Genomic DNA, 12,328 nt, shown 5'->3' on the forward strand with positions numbered 1-12,328 from the left:
GCCCACACCCGCGCCGAGTGCGCCCGATGGCCGCCGAGTGCACCGGAAGCGACAGGTGCACACGGCGGCGTGGTGGCGCACTCGGCGGCGGTGACGTCCCGGGTGGCGGAGCGCGGGCGGGCCCGCGGGTCGCCCGGGGAGCGGGTCAGAGTCGGTCGAGGAAGTCCGTCACCGCGTCGAGGTAGACCTGGCGCGGGCCCTCGGTCGACAGCGTGAGGTCGTGCACGCCGTCCTCGACGACCAGCTCGCGCACGTCGTGCCCCAGCCGCGGCCCGAGGGCGGCGATGGTCGCGACGTCGAGCACGGTGTCGGCGGTGTCGAGGCCGGGGCCGTCGACGTCGGCCGCCGAGCGGGCCGCGCGCGCGACGAGCACCGGCACGTCGATCTCGAGCCCGCGAGCGACGCGCAGGTGACCCGCACGGACGGCCGCGAGCCACCCCGCGCGCGCGGGCACGCCCCCGGGTGACTTCAGCGACGTGTCGAAGTCCCAGCGCTCGGCGAGCCGCGCAGCGTACCGGGACGGCGCCGCGGCGATGACGCGCAGCGGCGCGCGCCGGGCCAGCGGGCGCAGCGCGCCGTCCTGCAGCGGCCGCACCCACGAGCGCTCGAACGACAGGAACGGGCTGTCCAGCACGACCGCGTCGGCGCCGGCACCCCCACGGTGCGCGTGCGCCCACAGCGCGGTCACGAGCCCGCCGCACGAGTGCCCGTGCACGACGACCGGCAGCCCGGGCCACGTGCGCCGCGCGACCGTGACCGCGCGCGTGAGGTCCGACGCCTGCTCGCGCAGGTCGCCCTGGTAGTGCGGCACGTCGCCCGGACGCCACGAGCGACCGGCGCGGCGCGCGTCGAGTCCCAGCGCGGCCCAGCCGTCCGCCGCGAGCGCGTCGACCACGTGCGTCTGGAAGACGTAGTCGTTGTACCCGTGCAGCAGCACGACGACGCCACGCGGGCGTGCGGGCCGCTCGACCGGCCGCACGAGCGTGAGCACGGGGGCGTCGCCGCCCGCGGCGACCTGCCGTGCGAGCGGCCCGACGGCGGGCGGTCGCCACCCGGGCAGGGTCCACGCCTCGTAGCCGGGCAGCAGCCGGTCGGGCTGCCACGCCTCGGCGGCCGGGCCGGGCAGCGCGCTCACGCGTCGGGCGCCGTGACGTCGCGGCGGCCGTCGACCCCCAGACCGCGCGGGAACCGCACGGGCACGAAGAGGACGAGCCCGACCAGCAGCACCGCGACGATCCCCAGGACGCCCCAGTACTGCTCCTGCCCGCCCCCGAGGGCGATCGCGAGCGCGAACGCCGCCGGTGCGAGGAACGTCGCGGCACGGCCCGTGGTGGCGTAGAGGCCGAACAGCTCGGTCTCGCGGCCGGGCTCGGCGAGGCGCGCGAGCAGCCCGCGGGACGCCGACTGCGCGGGCCCGACGCACGCGGACAGCACGAGCCCCGCGACCCAGAACGCGTTCTTGCCCGCGTCGTGCAGGAAGAACACGGCCGACCCGGACAGCACGAGCACGACGAGCGCGACGGTGACGAGGCGCCGCGGCCCGAACCGGTCGTCGAGCCAGCCCGAGACGATCGTCGAGATGCCGGCGACGACGTTCGCGGCGATCGCGAACAGGATGACGTCGGCCGCCGAGAACCCGAACGTGCCCTGCGCGAGGATCCCGCCGAACGTGAACACCCCGGTGAGCCCGTCGCGGAACACGGCGGACGCGACGAGGAACCGCAGCGTCGAGCGGCGCTCGCGCCACAGCTGCGCGACGTGCGCGCCGACCGCGCGGTACGCCCCCGCGACGCCGACCCGCGCGGGCGGTGCGCCGGGGCGGCGGTGGTCGGGCACGAACCGCAGCACGGGCACCGCGAAGACGAGGAACCACGCGCCCGCGACGAGCATCGAGACCCGCACGTCGAGCCCGCCCTCGGACGTCACGCCGAACCAGCCGACGTCGGGCTGGATGAACCCGACGTACAGCACGAGCAGCAGCACGATCCCGCCGACGTACCCGGCACCCCACCCGATGCCGCTGATGCGCCCGATGGTCCGCGGGCCGCTGATCTGCAGCAGCAGCGCGTTGTACGCGACCGACGCGATCTCGAACGCGATGGTGCCGACGGCGAGCAGCACGATGCCCAGCAGCACGGCCTGCGTCATGCCGCCCTCGACGGGCCGGACGAACCACAGCGCGAGCACCGACGCCCCGACGACGCCCGACGTCACCGCGAGCAGCGGCCGCCGCCGCCCGCCCGCGTCGGCGAGCGTGCCCAGCGCGGGCGCGGTGAGCGCGACGAGCAGGCCCGCGGCCGCGAGCCCCCAGCCGAGCCACTGGCTGTGCAGGGCCTTGGTCGCGGCCTCGTCGGCACCCGGCTCGACGAACGCCCCGCTCGTGAGGAAGACGGTGAAGACGAACGTCGTGACGACCGCGTTGAACGCGGCCGACCCCCAGTCCCAGGCCGCCCATGCGGCGACCTGCCCGCGCACGGGGGTGGGGGCGGGGTCGACGACGTCGTCGACGGTGGCCTCGGTGCCGGGGTGACCCATGCGCGCAGCGTAGGCCGTCGTCCCGACCGCCGGGAGACGCCCGGGTGAACGGCGTGCCGGAACCGGTCAGGTCACCCGGGGCCGGCGCCGGGCGCCGCCCGCCACGAGCGGGCCTCGTGCGCCCCGTGCGTCAGCGCGCCTCGCGCACCCCGTGCCCGACGGCCGCGAACGCCGCGACGGCGAGCCGCCGCGCGACCGGGGAACGCCACGTCTGGTCGAGGAACCCGTGCGGCATGCCGTTGGCGGTGAGCACCGACAGCGGCGCACCGGCGGCCCGTGCGCGCTCCGCGAACGCCTCCTCGCCCTCACGGAACGCGTCGAGCTCGGCGATGAGCAGCAGGGTCGGCGGCAGGTCCGCGAGCACCTCGGGCGCCGCGAGGACGGGCGAGACCAGGGGGTCCGTGCGCACGGCGTCGTCGGGCAGGTACGACCGCTCGAACAGCAGCCCGATCTGGTTGCCCGCCGCCGCACGCACGTCGACGTGGTCGACGTCGGGGTACGCCGCGAGCGCGAACGCCGGGCGCGGGCACTCGCCGCGCGTCGCGAGCTGGCACAGCGCGAGCGACACCGACGCACCGGCCGAGTCCCCCGCGACCGCGAACGGACCGGAGACCCCGACGGCCGCGCCGTCGGGGCCGGTGAGCCACCGCACGGCGTCCTGCGCGTCCTCGATCGCGGCCGGGTACGGGTGCTCGGGCGCGCGCCGGTAGTGCAGGCTCACGACCGGCAGCCCCGCGGTCCGCGCGAGCTCGGCGGCCGTGTGCTCGGACGTGTCGAGGTCGCCCAGCACGAACCCGCCGCCGTGCACCCACACCACGAACCCGGGCCCGTCGACCCCGGTCTGCGGGTGGTACACCCGCGCCCGGATCGACCCGGCACGCGTCGGGACCTCGATCTCCCGCCGGTCGACACCCGGTGCGGGCACAGGGCCGAACTGCCCCGTGTCGGCGCCGCGCATGCGCCGCACGGTGTCGAGCCGCTCCTGCGGCGTGGCGCTCGGGAAGTCCTCGGGCGGGGCGGACGGGTCGCGACGCGGCGGTGCGTCGACGAAGTCGGGGTCGAGCCTCATGACCCGCCATCGTAGGGGCGTGCCGCCGAGACCACCCGGGCCGCGCGTCCCGCGGTGTGCGGGCAGCGCCGGGCGTCGGCGTGGCGGAGGGCAAGGGATTCGAACCCTTGAGCACGGGGTCACCGCACCAACGGTTTTCAAGACCGTCGCTTTCGGCCGCTCAGCCAGCCCTCCCGGTGCCGTGCGGACGAGCCGACGGCGCCGACGATCCTCCCACACCGAGGGGCGCGGGTGGGGTGCGTCCGGCGGGCGACGCGGGCGACGCCGCACGGCAGGATGTCCCGCATGGTCGACGCCGCGCAGCCCGCCGCTCCCCGCCCCGGGCGCACCGCCCGCCCGCTCGTCGTGCTGGGTCTGGGGGTCGTGGCGACGGTGGCCGGGTGGTGGGTCGTCCGGACCCACCCGACGACCTTCGGCTGGTTCGCGTACGCGCCGCTCGCCGGGACGGTGTACGCCCCCGGCCGGCCGTGGCAGGCCCAGGCGGGCCAGGCGCTCGTCGTCGTCGGGATCGTGCTCGTGAGCGGCGCGGGCGGCTACCTGCTGGGACGCCGCTCGCGCTGATGTCCGCCCGCAGCCCGCGTCACACGGGCGTGGACGGCTCCTCGGCCGGCACCCGCAGGACGTGCGCCTCCGCATCCCCCGACGTCCGCACGCGCCACCGCTGCCCACCGCGCGGGTACGCGCGCAGCGTCGTGCTGCGCGCGGGCTCGAACGCCTCGAGCAGCGAGCCGTCGACCAGCACCTCGGCGGGCCCGTCCGACGCCCACACGCGCACCTCGTGCGCGCCGTCGACCAGCGACACGACGACCGCCCCGGCGGCCGCGACCCGGAACGACGGCTCGTCGGTGTCGAGCACGCCGTCCGCCAGCGGCAGCGCGCCGCCCCGCAGCCCCGCCAGCTCGGCGACGGGCCGGGTCACGGCCGTGCCCGCCGGCGTCAGCGCCAGCTCGCGCGGGCACGTCAGAACGCCCGCCCAGCCCGCGGCCGCGACCTCGTGCTCGGGCCGCTCGGCGTGCGCGTCGCCGCGCCCCTCCCACGACCAGCCCCACACCAGCACGCGCCCGTCGTCGGCGACGTACGCCTGCGGCGCGTACAGGTCCGGGCCCGCGTCCAGAGGTGCGGCGCGCTCGACGACGAACCGCGGCGCCTCCCCCGACACGTCGAGCCGCCCCGTGAACGCCGTGACGCCGAACCGCTCCGAGTCGCGTTCCAGCCACGACACCAGCAGCACCCACGCGTCGCCGACGCGCACGAGCTGGGGGCACTCCCACACGTGCCCGCGCTGGTCGCCGCCGGTCTGCGAGGCGGCCTCGTCGGCCGTGAGCAGCGTGCCCAAGGGCCGCCAGTCGTCGAGGTCCGCGACGTCGTACACGAGCACCGCGCCCCGGCAGTCAACCCCGGCGCCCTGGACGCCGAGCCGCCGGCCGTCGACCGTCAGCACGAACGGGTCGCGCACGTCCACGACGCCCGGCGCGTCCGGGTGCGGGGCGGCGAGCCGGTCCGGCTGCACCCACGAGCCGTCGGGACCGCGCCGCGCGACCGCGACGCCCGCGCTCGGCTCGCGGTCGCGCACCGCGCTGTACAGCAGCACGACGTCGCCGTCGTCGTGCACCGCGACGCCGCTCCACGCCCCGCCCGCGTCGATCGTGCCCGGACGCGGCGCCAGCGCCGTCGGCTCGTGGTCCCAGCGCAGCAGGTCCGGCGAGCTCGCGTGCCCCCAGTGGATGTCCCCCCACACCGGCGCGTGCGGGTTCCACTGGTACATCACGTGCCAGCGGCCGTCCCACCGGCCGACGCCGTTGGGGTCGTTGAGCCAGCCGTGCGGCGCGCGCACGTGCCAGCGCGGGGCGTGGCGGTCGAGGTCGGCGGTCACGGGACCATCCTCGCCCGCCGCACGTCCCCGGTCAGCCCCACCGGTCAGCCCCACCAGCGGGCCGGACGCCCCGGCGACACGACCGCGAGCCCGACAGCGTCGGCGGCGCGCGCGGTCGGCGCGTCGTACGTCGCGACGGCCCGGACGTCGAGGTGCGCCTGCGCGGCACCCACGTGCAGCGCCACGAAGGGTCCCAGCCCCGGCGGCAGCAGCACTGCACGGCGCAGCGCCTGGTCCGACAGCCGCAGCCGCGGCAGCCGCACGAGCGCGTCGAGCACCGCGAGCATCGCGTCGACACCCACGAGCCCGGCGACGACGCGCGCCTCCAGCACCGACACCTGCGAGACGGCCGCCACCGGCTCGTGCTCCGCGGCCCACGCCGCCCAGGCGCGGGCCTCGGGCGCGGCGGGGACGTACCGGCTCAGCGCCGAGCCGTCGAGGTAGACCTCGGCCACGGGGTCCCGGGCTCGCAGCACCTCCGCGTCGGGGGCGGGACGAGGTGCGGGCACACCCCCATCCTGGCCCCGGACGCACGGACGGCCGGCCCCCGTGGGGGTCCGGCCGTCCGTGGATGACGTGCTCACCGCTGACGCAGGCGCTCCATGGCGAGCTGCACCAGCGCGATGAGGGCCTGCTTGGTGGCCGCACGCGAGCGCGCGTCCGTGTACAGGACCGGGACGTGCGCCGGGATGGCGAGCGCGTCGCGGACGTCGTCGAGCTGGTGCTTGGCGATCCCGTCGAAGCAGTTGACGCCCACGACGAACGGGATGCCGCGCGACTCGAAGTAGTCGACGGCCGGGAAGCACTGGTCGAGCCGGTCGGTGTCGACCAGGACGACCGCACCGATCGCACCGCGCACCAGGTCGTCCCACATGAAGAGGAACCGGTCCTGGCCCGGGGTGCCGAACAGGTACAGCCACAGCGACCCCGGCAGGGCGATGCGACCGAAGTCCATCGCGACCGTCGTGGTCGTCTTGCGGTCGGTCACGCCGCCGGCGTCGTCGACGCCCACGGAGTGCTCGGTCATCGCGGCCTCGGTGTTGAGCGGCTCGATGTCGGAGATCGAGCCGATGAACGTCGTCTTGCCGACGGCGAAGCCGCCCGCGACGACGATCTTGACGACGGTGGGTGCGACGGCGCCCGCGGTCCCCGCCGGAGCGGCGACGGCGGCGTCAGAGGGCGGAAATGCCATTGAGAACACTCTCCAGCACGCTCAGGGACAGGGCGGGGGACTCACCGGTGTTGACCTCGACCGGCTGTGAGGTGTGCACGCGCACGTAGTTGGCATCGGTGAGGTCGGACACGATGATCCGGACGACACCGAGCGGAAGGTGGAGCAGCGCCGACAGCTCGGCGACCGAGATGTACCCGGCCGACGCGTGCTGGATGATGGCGCGCTTCTCGGGGGTCAGGCCCGTGCTCGCCACGGCGCCCGGCATGACCTCGACCAGCGCCTCGAGGGGCAGGTCGGAGCGGGCCGAGCGCACGCGACCGCCGGTCACGGCGTAGGGCCGGACCGTTCTGGCCTCGTACTCGACGTGTTCGCTCATCGTCGACGCCTCAGGCGACCGGGGCCCGGGTGGCGCCGTCGACGGGGAGCTGACCGCGCATCTCGGAGATGAGCTGCGGGGTGAGCGTCGCCTCGGTGCGGGACACGAGCATCGCCATCTCGTAGCCGATGAGGCCGACGTCGCACGTCGACTCGGCGACCACGGCGAGGACCGAGCCGTTCGACACGCTCATGAGGAAGAGGAACAGCTGGTCCATCTCGATGATGGCCTGCCGCACCTCCCCCGCACGCAGCTGCCGCGACGCGCCGCGCGTCAGGCTCGACATGCCGGAGACGATCGCCGCGAGCTGGTCGCCGCTGGTGCGGTCGAGCTGCTCGGACATCGCCATCAGGAGACCGTCGGCCGACACCACGAGCGTGTGGCGAGTGCCGGGCACGGTCCGGACGAAGTTGTCCAGGAGCCAGCCGAAGTTGGCTGCCTCGGTGCTGAGCGCGGTCACACTTCCTCCTTCATGGTGCAGTCTGGGCCGACTGCGGGCGGGGTGTCGACGGTGACACGCAGGTCACCGGGGATCTGGGGATGTCGGATCACTGGTGGTCACCGTTCTCTGTTCCGGTGGAGGCACGGCGCCCGCGCGACGTGCCGGACTGGAAGCTCGACAACCGGGACCGCAGCTGGTCGGCGTCGCGCTGGACGGGGCGCTCCTCCATCGGTGCGGGCGCGGCGGGCACCGCGCTCGGCACACGCTTGGTGAGACGCTCCGAGCCGCCTGCACCGACCGCGCTGGGCCGGTAGGCGGACAGCTGGCTGAGCTCCGAGAGCGCCTGCTCCTGGATGTCGGAGCGCAGGGCGAGCATCGCCGCGACCTCGTCGTCGAGCGTGCCCACGCGGGGCGCTGCCGACGGCGGGACGGACGGGTGCGGCACCGTCGCGGCGGGGGCGGCCGGCTGGTGCGACGCCCACTCCGGCGGCGACCACGACGGTGCGGTCCGCGCCCCGAGGGGTGCGGGCGCCGGGGCCGGTGCCTGCTGGGGCGCGGCCGGGGCCGACCACGCGGGCGCCTGCCAGGCGTCGGCGTCGGGCGCGGGCTGCGCGGGCGCCACCGGCGGGGCGGCGGCGTCCGGGCCCCACGCGGACGAGCGCACGGGCGTGCGCGGCACCGCGGGGGCGGCCTGCGGCGCCTCGGGGGCGGCCACCGGCTCGTCGCGCTTGCGGCTGAAGAAGCTGCCCCAGCGACGACGCGGCTTCTCCTCGGCCGGTGCCACGAGCTCGCTGAAGGCGGGCTGCGCGACGGGCGCCGCCGGGCCCGCGGGAGCCGCGGGCCACACCGGTGCCGGTGCCTCGGCCGCGAACGCGGCAGGAGCCTGCGGCGCAGCGGTCTGCGGAGCAGGTGCCTGCGGCGCGTCGAACGGTGCCACCGCGTCGGCGGACTCGATCGGCGAGAACATCTGCGTCGGCTGCTCGGCGTCGGCGGGGCGCGCCCACAGCGGTGCCGCGGGACGCCACTCGTCGCTGGCGGGTGCCTCGGGAGCGGCCTGGGCCGGCGCGGCGGGCGTCTCCTGCTGCCAGGACGGACGCTGCCACGTGTCGCGCGCCGCCAGGGGTGCCGGCTCGGCTGCGTCGGACGACGGGGTCGCGGCGACGGGCGCCCAGGGCGCGGCCACCTCCTCCTCGTCGTCGGGCTCCAGCTCGACCGTGGGCACCACGGGCTCGGACGCCGACGACGCGGCGGCCCAGGCGGGCTGCGGTGCGTCCGCGGGCGTCGCCCAGTCGGGGTGCGCGTCGGGCTCGGCCGCCCAGGAGGGCTGCGCGTCCGCGTCGGCCGACCACGCCGGCTGCGCGTCCGTCGTGCCCGACCATGCGGGCTCCGCGACGGGCGCGGGCTCCGGGACGACCGGGATCGCACCCGTGTGCCAGGCACGTGCCTCGTCGAGGGAGCGCCCGAACGGTGCGTACGGCTCGGTGTACTCCAGCGCCGGACGCTCCGCACCGCCACCGGCCCAGCCGGAGTAGCCGCTGTACGACGTGAACGACGGCGCCTCCTCGGCGGCCGGCGCCTGCTCGACGTCCTGCACCTGCTCGACGTCCTGCACGGGCTCGGCCTGCGACGCCCCCCAGGCGTCGGGCGCCGCGAGCTCCTCGGGAGCCGCGGGCTCGGCGTGCGCGGGGGTGTCCTCGGCGGCCGGGGCGCCCCAGGGGGTCGCCTCGGCCGACGGCTGCGCGTCCCACGCATGTGCGGCGGGCTGTGCCGGGGACCACGGCTGCTCGACGGGCTCGGGCGCCTGCCACGTCGGGGCGGAGGCCCACGACTGCTCGTCCGTGCGCACGGCCTCGAGCGGCTCCTGGACGTCGGCGTGCACGGGGGACCACGGCTGCTCGTCGGACTCGGGCGCCTGCCACGCGGGCGCCGAGGCCCACGCCTGCTCGGCCGGCTGCGACTCCGCCCAACCCTGCTCAGCAGGCTGCGACTCCGCCCAACCCTGCTCGGCAGGCTGCGACTCCGCCCAACCCTGCTCGGCAGGCTGCGACTCCGCCCAACCCTGCTCGGCAGGCTGCGACTCCGCCTGCACGGGAGACCACGCCTGGTCGTCGGGCTGCGGCGCCTGCCACGCCGCGGCCGCGGCCCAGGGCTGCTCGGGCTGCGTCGGCTCGGCGTGCGTGGCCTCGGGCTCACCGCCGCGCGTGGGGAGCGCGGGACCGTCGCCCTGCCACGCGGGGGCGGGCCACTCGGCGCTCGGTGCGGGTGCGTCGTCCGGCACCAGGCCCGGGACCTCGAACGCGGGTGCCGAGGCCGCCGCGGGCGCGGCGGGCGCGGCCGGCGCGACGTCGCGGCCGCGGAAGCCCGAGAACAGGCCGGCGCGGGCGGCGGGGTCGGCGGGCGCCGCCGGACGCGGGGCGTCGGGCGCGGGCTCGACGAGCGGCGCGGGCGCGGCCGAACGCGACCGCGTGGGCAGACCGCTGGCGCGCGTCGCGGCGGGCACGACCGGCGTCCACTCACCCGTGTCGACCGAGAGCTCGGGCGACAGGGTCGTCTCGGGGGCGGCCGGGAGGACGATCTTGTCCTCGTCGAAGGTCTTGCGAGGCCGCGTGGGCAGGCCGCCGGGCGCCCCGACGGTCGGCACCGGGATCGCCTCGTCGCCGGCCGGCACGGGGCCGGCGGCCGCGGGCATCGCGGTCTGCCGTGCGGCACCGGTGTCGTCGGCGCGGCGCCGGCGCGGGAGACCCAGGTCCGTCTGACCGTCGGTCAGCTCCGCCAGGTCGACCTCGCGCACCTCCGGCGCCTCGATCTGCGGCGCCGACGCGGGCTGGACCTGCGCCGCCGGCGCGGCGCCGTACGCGTTGACCTCGTTGGCCGAGAACAGCGTGCTCGGGAACCGCACGAACGCCTCGGTGCCGGTGCCGCCGACGCGCTTGCGCAGCGTCACCTCCGCGCCGAGGCGCTGCGCGAGGCGGCCGACGACGAACAGGCCGAGGCGCTGGGCGCCGAGCGCGTCGCCCGCCGAGACCGAGACGATCTTGGTGTTCGCGGCCTCGATCTCGGCGTCCGTCATGCCCAGGCCGTGGTCGGTGATCCGCACGATCACGGACCCGCCGGTGATGCCCGTGGTCACCACGACCGGGGTCTCCGGCTCCGAGAACACCGTGGCGTTCTCGAGGAGCTCGGCGATGAGGTGGGCGGCGGAGAGCGCGTTGAAGCCGAGCATGTGGGGGTCGACCTGCAGGTCGAGCTCGACGCGGTCGTACTGCTCGATCTCGGACGAGGCGGTGCGGATGACGTCGGACAGCGGCATCGCGTCGCGCAGGCGGCGGCCGGAGTCGATGCCCGCGAGCACGAGCAGGGACTCGGCGTTGCGGCGCATCCGGGTCGCGAGGTGGTCGAGGCGGAACAGGTTGGCCAGCGTGCCCGGGTCCTCCTCGGCGCGCTCGAGCGAGTCGATGAACGACAGCTGGCGGTTGAGGAGCACCTGGTCGCGACGCGCGACGTTGACGAACATCTCGGCGATGGAGCCACGCAGCGCCGCCTGCTCCTGGGCGACCTGGACGGTCGTCGCGTTCACCGCGTTGAACGCCTGCGCGAGCCGGCCGACCTCGTCGTTGGAGCGCACGGGGATCGGGGCGAGGGTGATCTCCGGGCCCTCACCGGGCGTCGACACCTGCTCGACGAGTCGCGGCAGCTGCTCGCGCACGTCGGCGGCGGCGCCGGTCAGGCGGCGCAGCGGCACGACGATCGACCGGGCGACGGTGATCGCGAGGAGGAAGGAGGCCACGAGGGCCGCGACCGCGATGCCGACGGTGACGACGGCGGTGTCCCGGGCGGACGACGCGGCGGCGGCTGCCGTGTCGGTCGCCTTCTCCAGGATCGCCTGGTTGATCGTCGCGAGGGCCGCGAACTGGCTCGTCGTCTCCTGGGACCACTGCTCCGCGTCGACCGAGGCGAACGCGGAGAGCGTGCCCTGCGTGAGCAGCGCCCGCATCGAGCGGAGCGCGGCGTTGGGGTCACCGGTGCTGACCGCGACGCCGTCGATGCGCAGGTCGCCGACGGCGGTCCGGGCGCGGTCACGTGCGAGCTCGGTGGCGGTCACGCGGTCCGCGAAGCTGCGGGCGGCGACGGGGCTGTCGACCTCGGCGGTCTTGAGCTCGACGCCCGTGACGTACTCGTTCACCAGGGCGTCGACCAGGAGCGCGACCTCGCGGTTGGCGCGGATGTACGTCGAGAGGTCGCGGTCGCGCAGCGAGTTCGCGACACCCTCGACGACGCGGTCCTGACCGTCGACGATGTCCTGGTAGCCGTTGCGCAGGATCGCGCGCTGCGTCTGGTTGTCGACGCGGTCACGGACCTGCTGCAGGCCGCCCTGGTACGTCTTCTGCTGGTCCTGGAAGTCACGGACGACCGAGGCCGGGAACTGCGACAGGTCGATGTCCTGGGTGACCTCGCGCGCAGACTTCAGCGCGGCGTCGGTGGCCTCCCGGGCGCCCGCGATCTGCTCCGCGGAGGCGCCCGTGAGGGACAGGATGCGTTCCTGCTGGAGCGCGGCGGAGACGGGGGTCATGACGTCGAGCGTCCGCACGACGTTCTGCGTCGCGCGGGCGTAGCGCAGGTCCTGGATCGCGGTGTAGGAGATGTACGTGCCCGCGAGGAGCAGGACGATCATGGGCACGGCGAGGACCGCCAGGACCTTGGCACGGATACCGAGCCGTCGCAGCATGTCGATCCTTCCCTTTCGCCCGACGTCGGACGCTCACGCGGGGTACCGCTCGCGCCCGCAACACGGTCACCGCAGGTGACTGCCGTCTGCGCTTCATCGGTACCTGAACACCGGACCATTAGCCCGCCGCCAG

The 12,328-nt window shown here is 76.1% G+C and carries 10 protein-coding genes and 1 tRNA gene; 1 reads left to right on the forward strand and 10 read right to left on the reverse strand.

Features of this window, described 5'->3' with window-relative positions; all coding sequences use genetic code 11:
• Positions 1–145: 145 nt before the first annotated feature.
• The 4 genes from ATM99_RS00155 to ATM99_RS00170 all read right to left on the reverse strand — a co-directional run bounded on the left by ATM99_RS00155 (position 146) and on the right by ATM99_RS00170 (position 3,778).
• Positions 146–1,135, reverse strand: coding sequence for an alpha/beta fold hydrolase (locus ATM99_RS00155; RefSeq protein ID WP_223304731.1), 990 nt, complete (start codon positions 1,133–1,135; stop codon positions 146–148).
• Complete coding sequence (locus ATM99_RS00160; RefSeq protein WP_062100942.1) at positions 1,132–2,535, reverse strand: MFS transporter; 1,404 nt, start codon at positions 2,533–2,535, stop codon at positions 1,132–1,134. The genes ATM99_RS00155 and ATM99_RS00160 overlap by 4 nt, the downstream gene beginning before the upstream one ends.
• A gap of 130 nt (positions 2,536–2,665) precedes the next feature.
• Positions 2,666–3,604, reverse strand: coding sequence for an alpha/beta hydrolase fold domain-containing protein (locus ATM99_RS00165; RefSeq protein WP_062100943.1), 939 nt, complete (start codon positions 3,602–3,604; stop codon positions 2,666–2,668).
• 81 nt (positions 3,605–3,685) lie between these two features.
• A tRNA-Ser gene (locus ATM99_RS00170) sits at positions 3,686–3,778 on the reverse strand.
• Positions 3,779–3,889: 111 nt separating this feature from the next.
• Here ATM99_RS00170 and ATM99_RS00175 point away from each other — a divergent pair.
• Positions 3,890–4,165, forward strand: coding sequence for a hypothetical protein (locus ATM99_RS00175; protein ID WP_062100944.1), 276 nt, complete (start codon positions 3,890–3,892; stop codon positions 4,163–4,165).
• A 19-nt stretch (positions 4,166–4,184) separates the two neighbouring features.
• Here the strand turns inward: ATM99_RS00175 and ATM99_RS00180 are convergent, their stop codons facing one another.
• The 6 genes from ATM99_RS00180 to ATM99_RS19835 all read right to left on the reverse strand — a co-directional run bounded on the left by ATM99_RS00180 (position 4,185) and on the right by ATM99_RS19835 (position 12,195).
• On the reverse strand, positions 4,185–5,477 hold the full coding sequence (locus ATM99_RS00180) for a glycoside hydrolase family 32 protein (protein WP_062100945.1): 1,293 nt from the start codon (positions 5,475–5,477) through the stop codon (positions 4,185–4,187).
• A 44-nt stretch (positions 5,478–5,521) separates the two neighbouring features.
• The gene (locus tag ATM99_RS19125) at positions 5,522–5,986 is read right to left on the reverse strand and encodes a hypothetical protein (RefSeq protein WP_062100946.1); all 465 of its coding nucleotides are present in this window, start codon (positions 5,984–5,986) and stop codon (positions 5,522–5,524) included.
• A 71-nt stretch (positions 5,987–6,057) separates the two neighbouring features.
• Positions 6,058–6,669 carry an ATP/GTP-binding protein gene (locus tag ATM99_RS00190; protein WP_062100947.1) on the reverse strand — a complete coding sequence of 204 codons (612 nt, stop codon included), beginning with the start codon at positions 6,667–6,669 and terminating at the stop codon, positions 6,058–6,060.
• Positions 6,650–7,027, reverse strand: coding sequence for a DUF742 domain-containing protein (locus ATM99_RS00195; protein WP_062100948.1), 378 nt, complete (start codon positions 7,025–7,027; stop codon positions 6,650–6,652). The genes ATM99_RS00190 and ATM99_RS00195 overlap by 20 nt, the downstream gene beginning before the upstream one ends.
• A gap of 10 nt (positions 7,028–7,037) precedes the next feature.
• Positions 7,038–7,487: a roadblock/LC7 domain-containing protein gene (locus ATM99_RS00200; protein ID WP_062100949.1), complete on the reverse strand. Its 450-nt coding sequence runs from the start codon at positions 7,485–7,487 to the stop codon at positions 7,038–7,040.
• 88 nt (positions 7,488–7,575) lie between these two features.
• A complete protein-coding gene (locus ATM99_RS19835; protein WP_062100950.1) occupies positions 7,576–12,195 on the reverse strand; it encodes an ATP-binding protein in 4,620 nt (1,539 codons plus the stop codon).
• Positions 12,196–12,328: the final 133 nt, after the last annotated feature.

The sequence above is a fragment of the Cellulomonas sp. B6 genome, assembly GCF_001462455.1.
Classification (GTDB): Bacteria; Actinomycetota; Actinomycetes; order Actinomycetales; family Cellulomonadaceae; genus Cellulomonas.

Coding starts and splice junctions, on each gene's coding strand:
- ATM99_RS19835 (WP_062100950.1), bottom strand. CDS start 12,195: ATGCTGCGACGGCTCGGTATCCGTGCCAAGGTCCTGGCGGTCCTCGCC.
- ATM99_RS00160 (WP_062100942.1), bottom strand. CDS start 2,535: ATGGGTCACCCCGGCACCGAGGCCACCGTCGACGACGTCGTCGACCCC.
- ATM99_RS00195 (WP_062100948.1), bottom strand. CDS start 7,027: ATGAGCGAACACGTCGAGTACGAGGCCAGAACGGTCCGGCCCTACGCC.
- ATM99_RS00190 (WP_062100947.1), bottom strand. CDS start 6,669: ATGGCATTTCCGCCCTCTGACGCCGCCGTCGCCGCTCCGGCGGGGACC.
- ATM99_RS00165 (WP_062100943.1), bottom strand. CDS start 3,604: ATGAGGCTCGACCCCGACTTCGTCGACGCACCGCCGCGTCGCGACCCG.
- ATM99_RS00175 (WP_062100944.1), top strand. CDS start 3,890: ATGGTCGACGCCGCGCAGCCCGCCGCTCCCCGCCCCGGGCGCACCGCC.